The following is a 19,033-nucleotide window of genomic DNA, read 5'->3' on the forward strand; positions in this document are numbered from 1 at the left end:
AGATTTCTGCAGTCGCGGTAAATGCACTGGTCATTACATGCCGGATTGACGCCATGCACTCTTGACAAAGGGAGAATTTTTAAGGGAATTAATTAATGCCCCGGAATTATATTCGATAGATGAATTCCCTCCACCGTTTGTGGTATAGGTTGGCACTCCCAGGCTGTTGTCCGTTGTATTGGTATTGGCGACAACAAGACTTCCGCTGATCGTGCCGTTACCTGAGCCATTCCTCACAAGGGTGGCTGTACCTAAAACAAGAACCAATCCATCAAAATCGATGTTGCCGCCGAGAGTCAGATTCCCGTTTACGACCAGTATTCCATATCCATGATCATTACCGGTATATCCGGCATCTCCGTCAATAACCACAATATCGCTCGCGCTCGATCCCATGGCGCAGGAAGAACCGGTACATGTTGCCACTTGTTTGAGAGATTGATATAGTGCCAGGATGTCCGCTTTGCTGTTCCAGGGGGCTCCCATAGTCACTTTCGCAATACCGGATGGATTGCCTGTAATATTCCCAGGTTTACTGGTACCGTTTTTCACACTTGTTAATGCCGCGTCTGTTCCGACAGCAATGCCCGGCTTTGCACCCCCGTCAACATCCTGTGCGCCACTGGAACCCACCGCGCAATTCACATTCGGACCGGGAAGAACGACGGCGCCAGGTAGATCAGGGGTCGTCACTTTTCGGACTTTAATCTGAACCACGGCGCGGGAATTATTGGGACCGAATCCGAAAGAGGTAAGGGTCACTTCTTCGTCCGTATCCGCTGTGGATGTCACCCCATCGTTGAAATTATTGGTCAGGTAAACCCGGTAGTATCCCGACCCGAAATTCGTATTCGAGATATAGGGAACATCGTCACTCACCCACGCCCCATCCGCATAGAAATTTGTAAAGGCATCACTGTCAGACAGTGTTCCGTTGGACCCTACTCTTGCTTCTAAAAGATCCGTTAATAGCTCAGATACAGGAGTCTCCGTGCCATCCGCGGTATCGTTTCGCAGGAGTTCCCTTGCCCGTTCGGCCCCTGCTTCCGCAATAAAGAAAGCTTCGTTGTTTGTTTTGTAATTGCTGCTGATTTTCATGTCCGTCGTGCTGGTTAATACAGCCGTTGTTCCCAGAACGGCTAAAGCAGCAATAAGCAGCAGAGCCACAACAAGAACCATCCCTTTTTCATCTGCCAACGGTTTTACGGTTATTTTCGGTTTCATAAGGTTTCCTGACAATCAAATTGCTGCAATTAACGAAATCACCCAATTAATTGGTCGTCACGCTGTATTCACTGCTGGTGTGTGAAGCACCGGTGTCATCAACCGTCACAAATTTGAAGATCACGATTTTGCCTTTTCCAGAAGGAACCTTAAACGACCCGCAATATCGATCGCCGCTGCCGGTCGTCGCGATATCGTTTGTTGCGCTGTCCTCCCCCACCCAGAGAGTAACATGATCCACACCGGATGGATGCGTAATGTCTGCACAGAATGATACCGTTGTTCCTTTTGTTACCGCCCCACCGGAAACAGGAGAAATGTTGGCGATGGTTGGATCGGTCAAGCTGCCGGTATCAGAACCTGAGCCTCCATCATCCGTGGAACCACCATCGTCAACTCCCGATTCTCCACCCTCTGAGCCTCCATCATCCGTGGCCCCCCCGCCATCGGATCCCGATTCTCCGCCATCCGTGGAACCACCATTGTCAGATCCCGATTCTCCACCTTCTGAACCTCCGGAACCCGATGAAGACGGTGTTGAAAAAGCGAGATTGGCCCCGCTCAACGCGAGATTGCGGGGAACAATCTCTGAGGTAAGCGTGTAAGTCATATAATTACCCGTATTGGAGTCCGGCTTGGCTGACACTGCCGTTACGGATACTCTAACCTTTACGATACTCTCAAGCTGTGTCGAGTTTGGAGTTGTCGTCTCGGTCCCGTCACTCAGGAGGTATGTTAAATTCATATTTTCGATATGCTCTACCGCCGGCTGCTTTGATCCGCTCGTCGTTCTCCCCAGGCACTTCACTCCATTGGATGTGTAAATGTCATAGGTAATGTTTTCATTGGAATCTGCCGTGTCCCCATCGCCATTCAGATCAACGACGAAGCTGATGGAATTCGCTGTTGCCGCACTGATCCGGGGGCTGGTTGTATCGCTGATGTTTTTGGGATTATATCCTGCCATGCTGATCTCTCGGGTCAGCAGATCCATGGCGGCTCTGGCATTCTGCTGCATTTCAACAATCTGCTCTTGATTGCTCAATGTTTTATTCTGCATCGTAAAGACGCCATACAACGCACCCAGAATGACAAGACCTATTGCCATGGCAATCAGTATCTCGATAAGGGTAAAACCATGTGAGGACTTAAAATATTTTGAATATCCGTGCATAGAAATCCATTCCTGAGTTTACAAAAATAGGAAATCGCTATCTGCTCACCATTGTTTTTAACGCCACATTCCGCTCACTTCCCTGCCATGGCCAACTCACAGTTACTGTAACGTTCTTCACATTGGCCACAGAGTCTTCAATCTCCCATTCTCTCGTATAGTAAGCGCCTGTAGCTGAAGCTTGAACCGCACCCGTGCTCGCCGCATAATCAGTGCCACTGCTGGGTAAATTGGAATAAGACGTATTTTTCAGTTCCTCCAGTTTATCCTTAGCCAGCGTCGTGGCTGTTGTCCGGGTCTTACTGTAAGCATTCCCTTTGATAACCATTGTCGTTAAACTGGTCATGCTCAACAGGGCAATACCTATAAGGCAAATTGCCACTAAGACCTCAATCAGAGTGAACCCTGCACGGAAACTTTTAACGCGCGAATTACCTTGAGACGTTTCACCTGAGTCTTTTTTTTTGCATTCAATGCTAAAGCTCAATTTTGCTGCCTCTCTGGACCAACCTTGACGGCTTGCTCACAAATAATTTTTCAATTTTTCTGAATACAGGATGATTGACTCAGGCCCTTTTTTATACTCAGCCTTTCATTTCCTTTTTATCCAAAACCGAAAGCTCATCAGGACATTGTAGGCAAAGAATCTCAAGACGATGTCGCATCAATTCGAACTCTCCCTGCGCTCGATACTTTTATGTCACGGGACCCAATCGCATTCGTTACGGTGGCTGTCCCACAACCGCTGGGGGAAGCCGTGCCGTTGGATAGGAAAATGATGTTGTTGGTCGCCAAAACTGTTACATCATAATATCCATAGCCCGTTTGGATATTTTTTACAGCATAGGTCGGGCTGTTTGTGTCATCAGCATCATAGGTGTACGTACCGCCCGCCGTGGTGGGAAAAGATACTTTAATGCTGCGATTCTGACTCACCGCCTGCATCCGAGCTGCCATCAGATCGGACATGATCTGACGGGCGGCGCCGTTCAGTCGACGCTGGGCCATGAAAGACTGGTAGTTGGGGGCGGCTATGGCGGCCAGGATGCCTATGACGACAATGACGATCATCAGTTCGACCAGCGTGAAACCCCGTTCCCGATAACGCGTCATCTTTCTCCCCCTGAAACTCACAAACATCCCCGCATACACGATCATTTTAAAAAGCAGAATATATTATGTTTAAAAATAAATGCCTGTCAACTTCTATCCGTGCGGGCATGTGTGATTCTGTTCACCTTTTATTTTCTTCATTTACTGAATTCAACCCGATTTTCTCATGAAATTTCCCGTGCCGCGGTAAAGAACATTGACTATTTATTCAAATCGTGAAATTAAATCACTGTTAACAAGATGCAATTGGCTGCAAGTATCAACCTAATTCAGTAAATGAAACTAATTCAGGAGTACATGCCATGAGCATAACGGACCTACTCAAGCAGATCCCTCTTTTCGAATCCCTGAACGATTCTGAGCGTCGGCGGCTGGAGTCGCTGCTTCAGCGCCGTTCCCTTGAAAAAGGAGAAATTCTTTTTCACAAAGGCGATATCGGCTCGACCTTTTACATCATCATAAAAGGATTGATTAAAATCGGGGTTTCCAACAAACTCGGAGATGAAGTCACTCTTGCCCTGCTGAGAGACGGGGATTTTTTCGGAGAAATGGCCCTGCTGGACGAACAACCCCGGTCAGCCGACGCCACAGCCCTTGAAGACAGCATCCTGTATGTTCTGGACCGCAATGATTTTTTCCCCTTCCTTATTGAGAATGAAAACGCCGTTCGCTCCATCCTCCGTGCTCTTTCCATGCGCCTCCGGAGAACGGATGATCTGTTTGCGGAACTGTCCTTTCTTACGGTTTCCGCCCGCCTGGCCAAACGCCTTCTTGAACTGGCGAAGCCGACTCAAACTCACGGTGAGGAACCCGGGGAATTTCGCGTCCAGATGTCCCAGCGGGAACTGGCCGCCATGCTGGGCGTTACTCGGGAAAGCATTAACAAGGAATTGAAAATCCTGAAAGATAAAGGGATGGTGACGACCTCCAGAAATGCGATCATCATAAAGGATCTCGATCGATTGAAGCGCCGCACCCGTTAACCGTCTTTACAACTGGTGGTAGAGGAACAGATTGGTGGCATATTCGCCGACAAAAAGATAGGCTACAGCGGCAAGAGACAGAAAAGGGCCGAAAGGCACGGCGTATTTCATGTCGCCCCCTCTAGCCAGCATGATCGATATGCCCACAACGGCCCCCACCAACGAACTGACCAGCAGGATAAACAGCAGGGACTTCCATCCCAGAAAGGCGCCCATGAGAGCCAGCAGTTTAATATCCCCCCCGCCCATGCCTTCCCGCTTTGTCGCCAGTTCATAGAGGACGGCCACCAGATAAAGCGAACCGCCGCCGATCAGCAACCCCAGCAGAGCGTCCATGAATGAGAGGTCCATGATGAACACCGCCATGAGAAAACAGATCGGGATACCCGGCAGCGAAATGACATCGGGAATAATCTGGTAATCGATATCGATGAACGTGATCAGGATCAAGGCGCTCACAAAAATAAACGCGGCAAGAAATTTCAGGGTGAGGCCGAACTTCCAGAAAAGGAACAGGGCCATCAGGGCCGTCAGTCCTTCCACAAAGGGATAGCGCAGTGAAATTCTTCCGCCGCAGGCCCGGCAGCGGCCCCTCAGGATCAGATAGCTGATCAGCGGGATGTTATCGTAGAAGCGGATGGGATGGCCGCAATCCGGGCAATGGGAGGCGGGCTTGACAATGGACAGACCTTCCGGAATCCGCCAGATGCATACATTCAGGAAGCTTCCCACCACGGCGCCCAGGATGAACGCAAATATCGCCCCCAACTCCGTCATCGTCATTTTTTAAAGACTCCATTCATCTCTGCGACCCCGCTTCCTTCCACGCGGTATGGATCTCAACCGTCTTCGCGATCCCAGTTATAAGGAATGTCGTTATTGTGGGGATGCACGCGGAATTCGTCAGGCTCGCCATAATTGTAAACCTCCGTCGGCGTGTTGATGACGATGGCCTCTTCCGTGGAAACGCATTTGAATCCATGATAGACGAACGGTGGAATATGGAGGAGAACGGGATTGTATTCCCCGGCAAAAAAGACGTTGACCTCGCCACGCGTCGGCGAATTTTCCCGGCTGTCATACAGAACGATCTTCATCATCCCCTTGACCACCGCCATGTTGTCATACTGCTTTTTGTGGTAATGCCACCCTTTGACGACCCCGGGATAGGCCGTCGTCATATAAACCTGACCGAACCCCTTGAACATCCCGTCATCGGCCCGCAGGATTTCCATCAATCGGCCCCGCTCATCGGGAATCACCCGGAGTTTTTTCACTTGAACGCCGTCAATCATCGTTTCTCTCCTTAAAGCCTTCCCCTGTATCCGGTCTCTCTGCCTTTCGTTCACAGGCTTTGACCGCCGCCGATTTTCGCGGCCTGCCGCTTCCTCTCAGCTCGATCTTCACTTCCCGGATCAAGGCAATCTTTCCGGTTCTGTTCGCCGCGGTTTTTTGCCACGTAACCTGCCTCAGCATTCCTGAACTTCAACAGCGCTGCCCTATATCATATTGGTGATTCCTCAACAATAAAAACTCTGAATCCTTGACTTCATCGGCGGGTTAGCCTATAAAACTGAGGAAAATCAACGGGACATAAGATTTTGTTATGTCGTGCGAAGCAAGATGAGAATCGCGGGGGAAAACCGGTTTGAACGATGAATTCTATATGAAGCGAGCCCTTCAGCTTGCCCGGAAAGGGGAAGGGTGGGTCAGTCCCAACCCGATGGTGGGCTCGGTCATCGTCAAAAACGACCGTATCATCGGAGAGGGCTATCATCGAAAATTCGGAGAGGCTCATGCGGAGATCAATGCCCTGAACGGGGCAAAGGAATCGGCCGAGGGCTCGACCATCTATGTGTCCCTCGAACCCTGCAGCCACTACGGCAAAACGCCGCCCTGCGTTGAACGTCTCGTCGCCTGCCGGCCGAAGCGGGTCGTCATCGGCACGACGGACCCCAACCCCCTCGTAGCGGGCCGGGGAATCGGGATTTTGAAACGCAACGGCATCGAAGTCACCGTCGGGGTTCTCGAAGAGGTCTGCCGGGAAATCAACGAATCCTTCCTGAAATTCATCCAGTTCCGAATCCCCTTCGTGACCCTGAAATACGCCCAGACCCTGGACGGCAGGATCGCGACGTCAACCGGCCATTCCCGCTGGATCAGTTCACCCCCTTCAAGACGGTTCGCTCACCGTCTGCGCCATGCCCACGATGCAATCCTGGTCGGCATCGGCACGGTTCTGTCGGATGACCCGGAGCTGACCGTCCGCCTGGTTCGGGGGAAAAATCCCCTGCGGATCGTTCTGGACAGCCGCCTCCGGATACCCCTGACGGCGCGCATTCTTCAGGAGCAGGATCAGGCAAAAACCCTGATGGTGACAACCGATCACGCGGACAGGAAAAAGCTTTCCCAATTGAACGACCGCGGCATCGAAACGCTCATTCTGCCTGTAGAGTCATCAGGAAGAATTGACCTGAACCGGCTTCTCCGGGAACTGGGAAGCCGCGGCATCGCTTCGGTGCTGGTCGAAGGCGGCTCCGGAATTCTCACCGCCCTGATGGCTCAAGACCTTGCCGATCGCCTGATTGCCATCATCGCCCCCAAGATTTCAGGCCGGGGGATCGAAGCCGTCGGGCAACTGAACATAACCAGCATGGGAAAGGCCATCGGGTTGGTTTTCAGGAAAATTTACCGCAAAGGCGATGACCTCATCATTGACAGCCGTTTCCGCAGGCCGGCAGAAACGTCACATCCTGCACCCCCCGATAAACCGATCATCCCCCTCCGGTAAATTCACCCCCCGAGAGAACCACTTTTTAAGGTAAGGAACGCAGCAGCATTTCCGCCGCCCGGATGCCATCCAGCGCCGAGCTGACAATGCCGCCCGCGTACCCGGCGCCTTCGCCGCAGGGGAAAATCCCCCGGACAGAAGCGCTCTGGCCGTCTTCACCCCGAAGGATGCGCACAGGCGATGAGGTCCTGGTTTCCACGCCGATCAAAACCGCCTCTCCTGATATAAATCCCGGCATTTTATTATTAAAAATGAACAGCCCCTGCTTGAGCGCCTCAACGGCAAATCCGGGGAGAACCCGATCCAGGTAGGCCGAGGTAACACCGGGAAGAAAACTGGTGTTCAGTTTTCCTGTTGAAAACCGACCACAAAGAAAATCAGTCAGACGCTGCACTGGAGCATAATAATTTCCACCGCCCAGCGCATAGGCCGCCTCTTCCCAGCACCGCCGAAAGCGGAGCCCGCTCAGGGGATCATGCGACTCCCCCGCAAAATCCTCTATGCGGATATTCACCACGACGGCGCTGTTGGCAAAGGGACCGTCCCGCCGGGAGTTGCTCATCCCGTTGGTGATCACGCCCTTTTCCATGGCGCTGCAGCCGATAACCTGCCCGCCGGGACACATGCAGAAGGTGTAAACCGAGCGGTCGATAGAGGGAATCCGGGCGGTCAGAACGTACTCGGCAGGAGGCAGTTCCGGATGTCCGGCCCAGGGACCGTACTGGATCTCGTTGATCAGCGCCTGAGGATGTTCGATCCTCAGCCCCGCGGCGAAGGGCTTGGGAACAAGCCGGATACCATTCTTATGGAGAACGCGATAGGAATCATCAGCACTCTGCCCGATAGCCAGGAGAATGTGCCCGGTTTCGATTTCCTCCCTGCCGTTGATCACCAGACCGGAGATGACTCCATCGTGGACGATCAGATCGGTCATTTTTGCCCCGAAACGGACTTCACAGCCGAGAGACTGAAGATTCTTCCGCATTTGAACAACCACCTTGCGCAATTGGTCCGTTCCGATATGAGGCTTCGCCTCGATGAGAATATCCGCAGGCGCGCCCATTTCAACAAAGATTTTCCTGACCCAGGCGGTCCGGGGATTTTTCCCGCGGCTGGTCAGCTTTCCGTCGGAAAAAGTGCCGGCGCCGCCTTCTCCGAAATGGACATGGCTCTCCGGATGGAAATGCCCCCTGATCCAGAAATCCTGAACATCCCGAAGACGTTCAGGCACCGGCTTGCCCCTTTCGATCAGGAGCACCGGCACACCGGCACGGGCCAGAACGAGGGATGCAAAAAGGCCGGCCGGACCGGAACCGACGATCACCGGCCTTTTCTCGATCCGCCGGAGAGGCTTTCCAGTCTCTTTCACGACCGGCGTTTCTGAACCCACCGTAACCCGACTGTCTTGGATATTCGGTATATCAATCGAATCCGGGAGGTCTACCACCACGGCGTAGACAAAGCAGGGAGGTCGGTTCCGCCGCGCGTCAAGGGATTTCCGTAGAATTTTCACGTGGGAAATCGCTTCCATGGAAATGCCCAGGATGTCCGCCGCCGCGGCCGGCAGTTTTTTCTCTTCGTCGCCCAGAGCCAGCGGAATATCTGTGATTTTTATCTCCATAATCCAGTTCCTCATTGAAAAGGAGGCATTTTTGTTATAAAGATTGCCTCGATGCAAGTATAAAACAGATTGTTTTTCTGGCTGCCATAAAGTGTTATATTAAGGTGAAGTCACTTTGAAGGATGAATTCCCTGCGACAGCCCGAAATGAACCGGCAGTCGATTTCTGGAAAACAGTCTTGCGGAGTGGACCTTTCTTAAGGAAACACCGGCTGAATATATCATAAATTAAACAAGGAAGAGCGGGTTTGTTCCGGGCAGCCCGCTCTCTCCATGTCGATCATTGGGTTTGTCTTTTTTGGAATATGATGTAATTAGAGGATGCGGTTATGTCCTGGTATGCGGTTCACACAAGAAGCCGTCACGAAGACAAAGTCTTTACCGGTCTCGTTCAGAAATCCATCACCACGTTTCTACCGAAGATCGAGGTCTGGAGCAAAAGAAAAGATCGCCGGAAAAGGATTATGACCCCCCTTTTCCCGGGATATCTATTCGTTGACATGCCCTGTCTCGATAATCAGGCGAAGCTGGATGTGCTGAAGACCTTCGGCGTTGTCCGCATTCTCGGCAAGCCCACCGGATCGGCTCCGATCCCCGTCCCAGATGACAAGATCGATGCGATTCGCCGCATCGTGGATTCCAGGGTTGAGGTTCAGAATCTTCAGTATCCGCATGTGGGAGAAGCGGCCAGGATTGTCGACGGCCCATTCAAGGGCATAGAAGGCACGGTGATCAAAACGGATTACGACAAGGATCTTTTTGTCGTCACGATCGAACTGCTCCAGCGGTCCGTGGCCATCAAACTCGACAGTTCCCAGATCGAGAAGATATGAACCCCGGGACGCGATATCCTTACAGATGAGTATTTCACCGGAAAAAGAAAAAGACGTCGCCCAGCGGATGGCCCGCCTTGGAATTTCAGAGGACGATTTACGGGAAACTTTTATCCGCTCTTCAGGACCCGGCGGTCAAAATGTCAACAAAACGGCAACCTGCGTCTATCTCGTTCACCTGCCCACGGGCCTTTCCGTTAAATGCCAGCAGGACCGCTCTCAAACCGTGAACCGTCTGCTGGCCAGGCGATTGCTTCTCGATCGGATCGAACGGCTGAAGACGGGGCGGATCGCCGCGGAGAAGGCGCGGATCGAAAAAATCCGCAGACAGAAAAGACGCCGCTCGCAACGGGCGCAGGAAAAAGTCCTTGAGTTGAAGCATCGGCAGTCTGAAAGAAAGAAACTCCGGGAAAAAGTTGGAACAGAGGATGCGTGACAGACATGGGGAGCAAAATCTCCCGACGGAAAATCAGAAGGAACGAGGGGAAAGGATAGTGCTGACACGGGATGAGCAGCAAATCCTTCAAGCCCTGCAGGGTGATATTCCACTGCATTCCCGACCCTTTGCCGCTTTAGGGAAACGCCTCAACCTGTCGGAGGACACCGTGATCCGGATTATCCAGGAATTGGCCGACCGAGGGATTATCCGCAAAATCGGTGCCATTCTCCGGCATCGTCAGGCGGGATTTAAGCAGAACGCCATGGTTGTCTGGTCTGTTCCGGAATCGCGCATGGAGATTACGGGAAAGATTCTGGCCTCTTTTCCCGAAGTGTCGCACTGCTATGAACGAACGCCCTCTTTCGAAGGGAAATACAATCTCTTTACCATGGTTCATCTGAAATATCCGGATATTGCGAATCAGGTGCGGGAGATGGCGCAGGCGGCAGATCTTGACGATTATCAGATCCTCGTCAGCGAAACCGAGTATAAAAAAAGCAGCATGGTCTATTTCACATGACAAAATCCTTATCGGAACAACTTTTTGAAACCGCGGAAGGTCTTCTTCCCGGCGGGGTGAACAGTCCCGTGAGGGCGTTCCGGGCTGTCGGAGGGGTTCCCCGTTTTATCGACCGGGCAGAAGGTTCCCGGATCTATGATATTGACGGCAGGGAATACATCGATTATGTCGGATCATGGGGTCCGATGATCCTTGGCCACAGCCATCCGCAGGTCGTGGAGGCGATCCGGAAGGCCGTCGAACGTGGAACCAGTTACGGCGCTCCGACCCCCGGAGAAATTGCCCTGGCGAGGACCATTATTGAAGCCTTTCCCTCCATGGAGATGATCCGGATGGTCAGCTCCGGCACGGAAGCCGTCATGAGCGCCATCCGCCTGGCCCGCGGATTCACGGGCAGAGATAAAATTCTCAAATTCGAGGGCTGTTATCACGGCCATGGCGATTCGCTCCTGGTCAAAGCCGGTTCCGGAGTCGCTACCCTGGGAATCCCCGGCAGCCCCGGCGTGCCGGCATGCCTCGCCGAACTGACGATCACCGTCCCTTTCAATTCCAACGAAGCCTTCCGCAAAGCCGTGGATCGCCACGGCAAAGAACTGGCCTGCGTCATTGTGGAACCCGTCGCGGCGAACATGGGCGTTGTCAACCCCCGGCCGGGATTTCTGGAAACCCTCCGGGAACTGACCCGAAAGGCCGGGATCGTCCTCATCTTTGACGAGGTCATCACCGGTTTTCGCCTTGCCTATGGCGGATTCCAGAAACTCTGCCGCCTCGAACCCGACCTGACCTGCCTGGGGAAGATCATCGGTGGCGGACTTCCCGTCGGCGCCTTCGGCGGCAAACGGACAATCATGGACTTTCTGGCCCCCAATGGACCCGTCTACCAGGCGGGCACCCTCTCCGGCAATCCCCTGGCCATGTCGGCCGGGCTGGCCACCCTGGAAACGCTGCGCAGCCGGAGGGATGACTACGCCGCTTTGGACAGGCGCACGGCAGACCTCTGCGCCGCCATGGGAAAACTCTTCAGGACCGCGGAGCTTCCTGTACGCATCAACCGGGCAGGCTCCCTGTTCACGGTGTTCTTTACGGATTCCGATGTATTCGATTACGAAACAGCCAGTCACTGCAACTTGGAACGGTATGCCCGCTTCTTCAAGGGCATGCTGGATCGGGGCGTCTATCTTGCGCCGTCCGCTTTCGAAGCGGCCTTTGTTTCCTTTGCCCATTCCGATGAAGATTTAGAGAAAACGCTGCAGGCCTGCGCTGAAACCATAAAAACTTTGGGAGGTAACCCATGAAAAAAGCATTTATCACCGGCATTACAGGACAGGACGGCTCCTATCTGGCTGAATTTCTCCTCGGGAAAGGCTATGAAGTCCACGGCCTGATCCGGCGCTCCAGTACCTTCAATACGGACCGCATCGACCATCTGTACAAGGATTTCCACGATCCTCAGGCCAGGCTTTATCTGCATTACGGAGATCTCTCCGTTTCCGGTCAGTTGACTGACATGCTCTACGACATCAGTCCCGATGAAATCTATCACCTCGGCGCCCAGAGCCACGTGCGGGTCAGCTTCGACATGCCCGAATACACGGGAGACGTCACCGGCCTCGGAACCCTCAGGCTCCTGGAGGCGATCCGGAAAACCGGCGTAAAGGCCCGTTTTTATCAGGCTTCCTCAAGTGAAATGTTCGGGGCCGCCCCCCCTCCACAGCATGAAGGGACCCTTTTCCAGCCGCAAAGCCCTTACGCCGCCGCCAAGGTCTATGCCTATTACGTCGTCAGGAATTACCGGGACGCTTACAAGCTGTTTGCCTGCAATGGAATCCTGTTCAACCATGAATCCCCCCGGCGGGGTGAAACCTTCGTCACCCGGAAGATCACCCGGGGTGCTACCCAGATCAAGCTTGGTCTTCGGGACAAGCTCTATCTGGGCAACCTGGAAGCAAAAAGAGACTGGGGCTTTGCCGGCGATTATGTGGAAGCCATGTGGCTGATGCTCCAGCAGGACAAGCCGGACGACTACGTAATCGCCACGGGGGAAACCCATTCCGTCCGGGAGTTTGCCGAGAAGGTCTTTCAGAAGCTGGATCTCGACTACCATCAGTATGTGGAAATCGATCCCCGCTACTTCCGCCCCACGGAGGTGGACGTTCTGCTCGGCGACTCATCCAAAGCCAGACGCCTCCTGAACTGGAAGCCGCGTGTCAGCTTCGATGAACTGGTCGAAATGATGATCGCCGCGGACCTGGAACTCGCTCAGCGGGAGAAAACGCTGACGGACGCCGGTTACTCCTGCAATCTGAACCCGCATCTCTGCATTTAATAAAGGAGGATTCATGCCGACAGACTTTACGGATAAGCGCATCGCGGTGACGGGCGGCAAGGGATTTCTGGGAAAGCATCTGATTTCCCGCCTGCAGGAACGAGGCTGTCGTCAAATCATCATCGTGGACCTCCCCGAATATCATCTGGTTCATCAGGATGATATCCGGAAGATGTACGGTGAGGTAAAGCCGGATATCGTGATTCATCTCGCTGCCAAGGTCGGGGGAATCGGGTTCAATCAGGCCAATCCGGCAACCCTTTTCTATGAAAATCTGATGATGGGCGTCCAACTGCTTCATGAAGGCTGGGCCCAGGGAATTGAAAAGTTTGTCGGCATCGGAACCATCTGCGCGTATCCCAAATTCACCCCCGTTCCCTTTAAAGAAGAGGATATCTGGAACGGCTACCCGGAAGAAACCAATGCCCCCTACGGACTCGCCAAGAAAATGATGCTGGTCCAGGCTCAGGCTTATCGGCAGCAATATGGCTTCAACGCCATTTTCCTGCTTCCGGTCAACCTTTACGGACCCGGAGACAACTTCGACCCCCAGTCCTCGCACGTCATTCCGGCCCTGATCAAAAAATGTGTTGACGCCCGGCTGCAAAAAGAAGAGGAAATCATGGTCTGGGGAACGGGACAGGCCACACGGGAATTCTTCTATGTCGAAGACGCGGCGGAAGCCATCGTTCTGGCCGCGGAAAAGTACGATAAAAGTGAACCGGTCAATATCGGCGCCGGTTTTGAAATATCCATCCGTGACCTGGTGACGCTCATCGCGGAATTGACCGGATTCACGGGTCGGATCGTCTGGGACAGCTCCCGTCCGGATGGTCAGCCCCGACGGATGCTGGACACCCGTCGGGCTTATGAAGAATTCGGATTTCAGGCTAAAACCGACTTTCGCCTGGGGTTGAAAAAAACCATCGACTGGTATGTTGAACAGAGGAGCCGGGAACTCGGCACAAAGTTGATTCTGTAGGAAAAATATGCAGGAATAAAATTTAAACCTATATCATTTATTCTCTGCTTTCTGGTTGACTTCAGGAATGGAATCATGGTAGGTAGCACACCGCAAAGAGGAAAAGGCCCCCAGAAAATGCTCATCCAGTTCGCCTATGCCAGCAGTGCAGGCATAGCGATGGTGCTGGCCATCTTTGGATGTCTGTATCTGGGCAGATACCTGGATCATAAGTTCGGAACAGGGCTGATTTTTACAATCGTTTTCCTGCTTCTCGGTATCGCGGGCGGATTCCGAAATCTCATCTACGTCATTAATAAGTTTTCCGCTGATGAAAAATCAGATACGGACGGCATACAGAGTGAATCCGATAGAGAAAAACCCCCTCCAGAAAAAACTTGAAATCACCAACTGGGTGGTTCTGGCTTTTTTTCTTCTTGGCAGTTCCGCCCTGCAGTCTTTTCGCTTCTCACTGGGAGTGCTGCTGGGAGGAATGATCAGCATCATCAATTTTTACTGGCTTCATCAGGACCTCCGCAACACGTTTCAACGCCTTATGGATGGATCCCGAGCAGTCATCCTTTTCAAATACTGCATCCGGCTTGCCGTGACCGCTGCTTTCCTTTACCTCATCATTGCTTATAAGGTGGCGGATGTCATCGGTCTGCTTTTAGGTCTTTCCATCGTGGTTATCAATATCGTGTTCACCGTCATCATGGCGTTTCATAAAAAAAATTTTATGGAGGTTAGTTAAACAATGCATTCTCTGTCGTTTCTTGCAAATCCCTACGTACCATCGCACGTGGTGTATGCCTGGTTTATCATGGCTTTGCTGATCCTGTGCGGCCTGCTTTTAAGGCGCGGCATGGAGATACTGCCCGGTTCATTCCAGAGCTTCATGGAAGTGGTTATTGGCGGGTTTGATTCCCTGGTGACGGATACCATGGGCCATGAAGGCAAGAAGTTCTTCCCCCTTATTGCCACCATCGGCCTCTTCATTCTCGTATCCAACCTTCTTGGTCTTGTCCCCGGCTTTGAATCCCCCACGGCGAATCTGAACACCAACGCCGCCATGGCGGTTGTGGTCTTCATTCTGACGCACTATGTGGGAATCAAGGTTCATGGCGGAAAATATATCAAGCAGTTCATGGGACCCGTATGGTGGCTGGTCCCCCTGATGATCCCCATCGAACTCATCAGCCATCTTGTTCGTCCCTTGTCACTCTCCATTCGACTCTTCGGAAATATCGAGGGTGGACATATTGTCGTCGCCGTGCTGTTCCTGCTGGCACCCTTTCTGGTTCCCGTGCCCATTCTGTTCCTGAAAGTCTTCATTTCCCTCATCCAGACCCTGGTCTTCATGCTCCTGTCCATGATGTATATCGCCGGAGCCATGGAGGAAGCGCACTAAGACCTCGTCGATCCAACCATCGATACAACTCTGTAAAATTTTCATCAAGAAAGGGACAGGCCCCCAAGCCTGTCCCTTTCACTTTTTTAAAGCCGATCTGAAAAAATCGGAAGATGCATTCCGAAATCGGTACGATATCGTCCCGGCGGCTTTTCCCTGCAGTTCCGGTATCTTCGGAAATGCAATCCGGGCAGCAGGCGTCAGTCAGGACCGTGCTTCGCCTTTTGCTTTTCTGATTTCCTCCAGGATTCGTTCCCGTCCCAATCCGGTTTTCGCTGAAAAGATCAGCGGCATCTCAGGAAGGGCCAGCGATTCCTGAACAGAACGTTGTCTTCTTTTACTCTCCCCTCGGGACAGTTTGTCACTTTTCGTCAGGACAAACAGGGTCCTGCGGCCATAATAATCCAGCCACCCCTTCAACGCGAGATCTTCCTGCGACGGATCTCTTCTGATATCGAGAATAAAAACGACCATCCTAAGGCATTCCCGATCTCTCAGGTACGTTTCGATCATGGGTCCCCATTCCCGTTTGACCGCCTCGGGTACCCGGGCAAAACCGTATCCGGGAAGATCGACAAACAGCAGTTCCTGATTGACATTGAAAAAATTGATAAGCTGGGTTCGCCCCGGCGTATTGCTTGTCCGGGCAAGCTGTTTTCTGCGCAGAAGGGTATTGATCAGCGAGGATTTCCCTACATTGGACCTCCCGACAAACGCCACCTCCGGCAGGCTCCCCGGAGGATAGCCGGACGGCAAAGTCGCACTCTTGACAAATTCGACGGTCACGATCTTCATTGCCTGATCTTTTCCTCAACTTCGGAAAGGTTCGCTGAAAGACCCTGATCGATTCCGTCACGCTCGAAGGAAATCCCGTATTTTTCCAGCTTCCGTTCGAAAGTCGGACGGGATATTCCCAGAATATCGCAAAGTTCTCCCTTGTTCTTTCCCCTTTCCAGTTGCAGTACCTTCCTTATGTATCGTTCTTCCACATCGTCCAGAGTCAGAAGCCTGCCGAAATCATCATACTCATCCGACCCGGGTTCATTCATTGCACCAATCTTCCCGGATTCTTTAAAAAGTTCGGGAAAATCACTTTTATCAAGAATCCTGCCTTTGGCCATCACGCCGGCTCTGACCAGCAGATTTTCCAGTTCACGCACATTCCCGGGCCAGGTATACCGCAGAAAGGCCTCCATCACCTCTTCCGATACGCCGGAAATCCGTCTGCTCAGGTCCCTGCCAATCTTGGCAATCAGGTGATTGACCAGCAGGGGGATATCTTCTTGTCTCTCCCTCAGGGGAGGAATTTTGAGGGAAACGATATTGAGCCGATAATAGAGATCGGCTCGGAATTTCCCCTCCCGGACCAGCGTGCGGAGATTCTTGTTCGTCGCCGTGATGATCCGGGCATGGACCTGGATTTTATCCTTGCCCCCCACACGCTCAAACTCCATTTCCTGAAGAACACGGAGCAGTTTTGCCTGAAGATTGATGGACATTTCGCTGATTTCATCCAGGAAAACCGTCCCGTATCGTCCCAGCTCAAATTTCCCCAGTTGCCGGTTGAAGGCGCTGGTGAAGGAGCCTTTCTCATGACCGAATAATTCCGATTCCAGAAGGGTTTCGACAATGGCGGAACAGTTGACGGCAATGAAGGGCTCATTGGACGAAGTATGCTTGTGGATGACTTTTGCCACCAGTTCCTTCCCCGTTCCACTTTCGCCTTCAATCAGGACCGTCGCCCGACTCCTGGAGAGTACGCCGACCATTTTGAAGATTTCCCTCATTTCCCTTCCGGCGCCGATAATATCCCCGGCTTTGTAGTTCCGGAAGGCTTCTCCCGACAGTCCGCCCTGCTGACGGTCAGTCTCCAGCGTATTCGAGGCCTTGTGAACGACCGATAAAAGTTCGGCCATATCGGCCGTCTTGGGAACATAATCGAAGGCGCCCAGCTTCATGGCCCGGATAGCGGTCTCCATGTCGAGCTGGGCTGTCATCAGGATCACCATGGCCTGTTCATTTTCTTCCAGCAATTCCTCAAGAACCGTAAATCCGCCTACATCAGAGAGAAAAACGTCCAGTATGACCAGATCGGGATATCTTTCCACATAGCGGTTCAAACCATCGGTCCCGGTCGAAGCCGTAACGGTCTCGTACCCATCCTTCGTCAGCAGGAGCTCAAGTCTCGCAAGGGTTGAACGATCCTCATCGATCACAAGAACTTTTGCCATGCTTCCTCTGTTTTGCATTAAATTTCACAAGATCCTTTTGAGATGCGGTCCTGACGTATTTTTTGCCGCGCTTTTCCCGATATTTTCTTCATGACGCCTCTTTCAGCTTTTCCAACTCCTTGATTATGACATCCAGGGGCGGCCTCATGTTGATGTCACGAACGTAGATATACCGGATGATCCCTTGCTTGTCGATAATAAACAGAGCCCTTTCAGCCATCCCGTCGGAACGAAGGATTCCTAAAGAGGACGCCACCGCGCCGTGGGGATAAAAGTCGGAAAGAACGGGAAACCACAAGACTCCCATGTGATTGGTCCAGGAAAAGAGTGTCGGAAGATTGTCTACACTGATCCCGAGCAGGATCGCGTCATTCTGGTCGAAGAGATCCTTGACGATGTTATAGCCAGGCCACTGATCGGAGCAGACGGGGGTCCAGGCTGCAGGGACAAAGGAAAGCACTACATTCTTCCTGTCCCGATAATCCTTCAGGGAAATGGTCTCGCCGGAAACCGCCTTCAGAGTAAAATCCGGAGCCACATCTCCGACCTTGACTTTCAGTGCGCTGTCCACGGGCTTCAGAATGCCTGGATTATAAATATTTCCTTTGTAAACATCCGAAATACTGTAAGCCGTGGGAGCATTGAAAAAGGACAATACGGCTACAGCAAAAAACAAAGAAAATCCGCAGATATATCTTTTCATAGTTCACCCCCTGCCTTATTTAATGCCCGTCAGTTTGATGACCTGACTTAAAAATTGATCGACCTCCCCGAAAGCTCCGAGCTGAGAATAGACAATCCGGTATGATCCTTTGGGATAGTTTCGGATCACAATAAAATAGGGCGTTCTGACCTCGCCGAACTTTTTATGGAGGGAAAAGTCCTCGTCGGTAAACAGAGGAAATGGAATTTTATACTTTTTTTTGAATGTCCCGACCTCATAAACATTGTTGCCTATTCCAATCCCGATTATCTTGATCTTTCCCCGCAAAGACGGGGTGTTATTTATTTTTGCATACAAGTCATTCACCTTGGGAGCCTCGGCCTGACAATGGGGACAATACATGCTGAAGATTTCCAGAATGACAACATCCGCTTTAATCTGCTGAATCTTGAAGGTTTCCTTCCCAAATAGCGGAAGACCGCGGGTAAGCCCCAGATAATTCTTTTCCGCGGCATCCTTTGGTACAGCCAGTTCAAACTCCGGCAGCACCCCTCCGACCTGGGGCGGAGAAACCGCAAGAGCCCGGCCTCCAACAATCGTCAGGAAAAGGGCGAGCCACAACAAATAAAAGGACCAGAAACGTTTCATAATTCTTCCTCCTCTCCGCAAAAATAAAGTCTGTTTTACATGATTGACATCATAATTACTATTGACGATTTCTGCCTGATATTTTTGTGAAGAAA

Annotated in this window: 23 protein-coding genes and 1 pseudogene; 11 read left to right on the plus strand and 13 right to left on the minus strand. The window is 52.1% G+C overall.

The features are described 5' to 3' along the window. Positions 1 to 33 precede the first annotated feature (33 nt). From SYN_RS11110 to SYN_RS16595, 5 genes and pseudogenes are all read right to left on the minus strand, one after another. Positions 34 to 1,224: a PilX N-terminal domain-containing pilus assembly protein gene (locus SYN_RS11110; RefSeq protein ID WP_041585033.1), complete on the minus strand. Its 1,191-nt coding sequence runs from the start codon at positions 1,222 to 1,224 to the stop codon at positions 34 to 36. A 46-nt stretch (positions 1,225 to 1,270) separates the two neighbouring features. Next, the gene (locus tag SYN_RS11115; protein WP_011418234.1) at positions 1,271 to 2,398 is read right to left on the minus strand and encodes a PilW family protein; all 1,128 of its coding nucleotides are present in this window, start codon (positions 2,396 to 2,398) and stop codon (positions 1,271 to 1,273) included. A 37-nt stretch (positions 2,399 to 2,435) separates the two neighbouring features. Beyond that, positions 2,436 to 2,744, minus strand: a complete 309-nt coding sequence (locus tag SYN_RS15395; RefSeq protein ID WP_237671288.1) for a hypothetical protein — start codon at positions 2,742 to 2,744, stop codon at positions 2,436 to 2,438. A 3-nt stretch (positions 2,745 to 2,747) separates the two neighbouring features. Then, positions 2,748 to 2,885 (minus strand): annotated as a pseudogene (locus tag SYN_RS17090) (prepilin-type N-terminal cleavage/methylation domain-containing protein); the annotation flags it as partial. A gap of 161 nt (positions 2,886 to 3,046) precedes the next feature. After that, positions 3,047 to 3,511: a GspH/FimT family pseudopilin gene (locus SYN_RS16595; RefSeq protein WP_049749983.1), complete on the minus strand. Its 465-nt coding sequence runs from the start codon at positions 3,509 to 3,511 to the stop codon at positions 3,047 to 3,049. Between the two features lie 302 nt (positions 3,512 to 3,813). On the opposite strand from SYN_RS16595, the gene SYN_RS11130 reads away from it, so the two are divergent. Then, the gene (locus tag SYN_RS11130) at positions 3,814 to 4,494 is read left to right on the plus strand and encodes a Crp/Fnr family transcriptional regulator (protein WP_011418237.1); all 681 of its coding nucleotides are present in this window, start codon (positions 3,814 to 3,816) and stop codon (positions 4,492 to 4,494) included. 6 nt (positions 4,495 to 4,500) lie between these two features. Here SYN_RS11130 and SYN_RS11135 read toward each other — a convergent pair whose 3' ends face one another. From SYN_RS11135 to SYN_RS11145, 3 genes are read right to left on the minus strand one after another with little or no spacing between them, the layout of a single operon-like run. Further along, positions 4,501 to 5,277, minus strand: coding sequence for a prepilin peptidase (locus SYN_RS11135; RefSeq protein ID WP_011418238.1), 777 nt, complete (start codon positions 5,275 to 5,277; stop codon positions 4,501 to 4,503). A gap of 56 nt (positions 5,278 to 5,333) precedes the next feature. Beyond that, a complete protein-coding gene (locus tag SYN_RS11140) occupies positions 5,334 to 5,789 on the minus strand; it encodes a dTDP-4-dehydrorhamnose 3,5-epimerase family protein (RefSeq protein WP_011418239.1) in 456 nt (151 codons plus the stop codon). Then, positions 5,782 to 5,970: a hypothetical protein gene (locus SYN_RS11145; RefSeq protein ID WP_041585034.1), complete on the minus strand. Its 189-nt coding sequence runs from the start codon at positions 5,968 to 5,970 to the stop codon at positions 5,782 to 5,784. Before SYN_RS11145 ends, SYN_RS11140 begins: the two co-directional genes overlap by 8 nt. Before the next feature lie 172 nt (positions 5,971 to 6,142). Here SYN_RS11145 and ribD point away from each other — a divergent pair, with 172 nt between their 5' ends. Further along, entirely contained in the window at positions 6,143 to 7,285 is a 1,143-nt protein-coding gene (ribD, locus tag SYN_RS11150) for a bifunctional diaminohydroxyphosphoribosylaminopyrimidine deaminase/5-amino-6-(5-phosphoribosylamino)uracil reductase RibD (protein WP_011418241.1), read from the plus strand. Between the two features lie 25 nt (positions 7,286 to 7,310). On the opposite strand, the gene SYN_RS11155 is transcribed toward ribD, so the two are convergent. Next, on the minus strand, positions 7,311 to 8,906 hold the full coding sequence (locus tag SYN_RS11155) for an NAD(P)/FAD-dependent oxidoreductase (protein ID WP_041585035.1): 1,596 nt from the start codon (positions 8,904 to 8,906) through the stop codon (positions 7,311 to 7,313). Between the two features lie 328 nt (positions 8,907 to 9,234). On the opposite strand from SYN_RS11155, the gene SYN_RS11160 reads away from it, so the two are divergent. From SYN_RS11160 to atpB, 9 genes are all read left to right on the plus strand, one after another. Beyond that, the gene (locus SYN_RS11160; RefSeq protein ID WP_011418243.1) at positions 9,235 to 9,738 is read left to right on the plus strand and encodes a transcription termination/antitermination protein NusG; all 504 of its coding nucleotides are present in this window, start codon (positions 9,235 to 9,237) and stop codon (positions 9,736 to 9,738) included. A 25-nt stretch (positions 9,739 to 9,763) separates the two neighbouring features. Continuing rightward, entirely contained in the window at positions 9,764 to 10,174 is a 411-nt protein-coding gene (locus tag SYN_RS11165) for a peptide chain release factor family protein (protein WP_011418244.1), read from the plus strand. A 58-nt stretch (positions 10,175 to 10,232) separates the two neighbouring features. After that, on the plus strand, positions 10,233 to 10,697 hold the full coding sequence (locus SYN_RS11170) for a siroheme decarboxylase subunit beta (protein ID WP_041585673.1): 465 nt from the start codon (positions 10,233 to 10,235) through the stop codon (positions 10,695 to 10,697). After that, positions 10,694 to 11,992 (plus strand): glutamate-1-semialdehyde 2,1-aminomutase, encoded by a 1,299-nt coding sequence (gene hemL, locus SYN_RS11175; RefSeq protein WP_011418246.1) that lies wholly within the window; start codon positions 10,694 to 10,696, stop codon positions 11,990 to 11,992. Before SYN_RS11170 ends, hemL begins: the two co-directional genes overlap by 4 nt. Further along, the gene (gene gmd, locus SYN_RS11180; protein WP_011418247.1) at positions 11,989 to 13,023 is read left to right on the plus strand and encodes a GDP-mannose 4,6-dehydratase; all 1,035 of its coding nucleotides are present in this window, start codon (positions 11,989 to 11,991) and stop codon (positions 13,021 to 13,023) included. Before hemL ends, gmd begins: the two co-directional genes overlap by 4 nt. A gap of 13 nt (positions 13,024 to 13,036) precedes the next feature. Continuing rightward, positions 13,037 to 14,005, plus strand: coding sequence for a GDP-L-fucose synthase family protein (locus SYN_RS11185; RefSeq protein WP_011418248.1), 969 nt, complete (start codon positions 13,037 to 13,039; stop codon positions 14,003 to 14,005). 75 nt (positions 14,006 to 14,080) lie between these two features. Beyond that, positions 14,081 to 14,386, plus strand: coding sequence for an AtpZ/AtpI family protein (locus tag SYN_RS11190; protein WP_011418249.1), 306 nt, complete (start codon positions 14,081 to 14,083; stop codon positions 14,384 to 14,386). Next, complete coding sequence (locus SYN_RS11195; protein ID WP_158302971.1) at positions 14,346 to 14,738, plus strand: ATP synthase subunit I; 393 nt, start codon at positions 14,346 to 14,348, stop codon at positions 14,736 to 14,738. Before SYN_RS11190 ends, SYN_RS11195 begins: the two co-directional genes overlap by 41 nt. A gap of 3 nt (positions 14,739 to 14,741) precedes the next feature. After that, on the plus strand, positions 14,742 to 15,395 hold the full coding sequence (atpB, locus tag SYN_RS11200) for a F0F1 ATP synthase subunit A (protein WP_011418251.1): 654 nt from the start codon (positions 14,742 to 14,744) through the stop codon (positions 15,393 to 15,395). A 204-nt stretch (positions 15,396 to 15,599) separates the two neighbouring features. Here the strand turns inward: atpB and yihA are convergent, their stop codons facing one another. The 4 genes from yihA to SYN_RS11220 all read right to left on the minus strand — a co-directional run bounded on the left by yihA (position 15,600) and on the right by SYN_RS11220 (position 18,938). Further along, positions 15,600 to 16,190 (minus strand): ribosome biogenesis GTP-binding protein YihA/YsxC, encoded by a 591-nt coding sequence (gene yihA / locus SYN_RS11205; protein WP_011418252.1) that lies wholly within the window; start codon positions 16,188 to 16,190, stop codon positions 15,600 to 15,602. Then, on the minus strand, positions 16,187 to 17,626 hold the full coding sequence (locus SYN_RS11210) for a sigma-54-dependent transcriptional regulator (RefSeq protein ID WP_083756531.1): 1,440 nt from the start codon (positions 17,624 to 17,626) through the stop codon (positions 16,187 to 16,189). Before SYN_RS11210 ends, yihA begins: the two co-directional genes overlap by 4 nt. A gap of 88 nt (positions 17,627 to 17,714) precedes the next feature. After that, positions 17,715 to 18,329: a peroxiredoxin gene (locus tag SYN_RS11215; RefSeq protein WP_011418254.1), complete on the minus strand. Its 615-nt coding sequence runs from the start codon at positions 18,327 to 18,329 to the stop codon at positions 17,715 to 17,717. Positions 18,330 to 18,344: 15 nt separating this feature from the next. Next, positions 18,345 to 18,938 (minus strand): peroxiredoxin family protein, encoded by a 594-nt coding sequence (locus tag SYN_RS11220; protein WP_041585037.1) that lies wholly within the window; start codon positions 18,936 to 18,938, stop codon positions 18,345 to 18,347. Positions 18,939 to 19,033: the final 95 nt, after the last annotated feature.

The sequence above is a fragment of the Syntrophus aciditrophicus SB genome (assembly GCF_000013405.1).
Classification (GTDB): domain Bacteria; phylum Desulfobacterota; class Syntrophia; order Syntrophales; family Syntrophaceae; genus Syntrophus; species Syntrophus aciditrophicus.

Coding starts and splice junctions, on each gene's coding strand:
- SYN_RS11110 (WP_041585033.1), bottom strand. CDS start 1,224: ATGAAACCGAAAATAACCGTAAAACCGTTGGCAGATGAAAAAGGGATG.
- SYN_RS11115 (WP_011418234.1), bottom strand. CDS start 2,398: ATGCACGGATATTCAAAATATTTTAAGTCCTCACATGGTTTTACCCTT.
- SYN_RS15395 (WP_237671288.1), bottom strand. CDS start 2,744: ATGACCAGTTTAACGACAATGGTTATCAAAGGGAATGCTTACAGTAAG.
- SYN_RS16595 (WP_049749983.1), bottom strand. CDS start 3,511: ATGACGCGTTATCGGGAACGGGGTTTCACGCTGGTCGAACTGATGATC.
- SYN_RS11130 (WP_011418237.1), top strand. CDS start 3,814: ATGAGCATAACGGACCTACTCAAGCAGATCCCTCTTTTCGAATCCCTG.
- SYN_RS11135 (WP_011418238.1), bottom strand. CDS start 5,277: ATGACGATGACGGAGTTGGGGGCGATATTTGCGTTCATCCTGGGCGCC.
- SYN_RS11140 (WP_011418239.1), bottom strand. CDS start 5,789: ATGATTGACGGCGTTCAAGTGAAAAAACTCCGGGTGATTCCCGATGAG.
- SYN_RS11145 (WP_041585034.1), bottom strand. CDS start 5,970: ATGCTGAGGCAGGTTACGTGGCAAAAAACCGCGGCGAACAGAACCGGA.
- SYN_RS11155 (WP_041585035.1), bottom strand. CDS start 8,906: ATGGAGATAAAAATCACAGATATTCCGCTGGCTCTGGGCGACGAAGAG.
- SYN_RS11160 (WP_011418243.1), top strand. CDS start 9,235: ATGTCCTGGTATGCGGTTCACACAAGAAGCCGTCACGAAGACAAAGTC.
- SYN_RS11165 (WP_011418244.1), top strand. CDS start 9,764: ATGAGTATTTCACCGGAAAAAGAAAAAGACGTCGCCCAGCGGATGGCC.
- hemL (WP_011418246.1), top strand. CDS start 10,694: ATGACAAAATCCTTATCGGAACAACTTTTTGAAACCGCGGAAGGTCTT.
- gmd (WP_011418247.1), top strand. CDS start 11,989: ATGAAAAAAGCATTTATCACCGGCATTACAGGACAGGACGGCTCCTAT.
- SYN_RS11185 (WP_011418248.1), top strand. CDS start 13,037: ATGCCGACAGACTTTACGGATAAGCGCATCGCGGTGACGGGCGGCAAG.
- SYN_RS11190 (WP_011418249.1), top strand. CDS start 14,081: ATGGTAGGTAGCACACCGCAAAGAGGAAAAGGCCCCCAGAAAATGCTC.
- atpB (WP_011418251.1), top strand. CDS start 14,742: ATGCATTCTCTGTCGTTTCTTGCAAATCCCTACGTACCATCGCACGTG.
- yihA (WP_011418252.1), bottom strand. CDS start 16,190: ATGAAGATCGTGACCGTCGAATTTGTCAAGAGTGCGACTTTGCCGTCC.
- SYN_RS11210 (WP_083756531.1), bottom strand. CDS start 17,626: ATGGCAAAAGTTCTTGTGATCGATGAGGATCGTTCAACCCTTGCGAGA.
- SYN_RS11215 (WP_011418254.1), bottom strand. CDS start 18,329: ATGAAAAGATATATCTGCGGATTTTCTTTGTTTTTTGCTGTAGCCGTA.
- SYN_RS11220 (WP_041585037.1), bottom strand. CDS start 18,938: ATGAAACGTTTCTGGTCCTTTTATTTGTTGTGGCTCGCCCTTTTCCTG.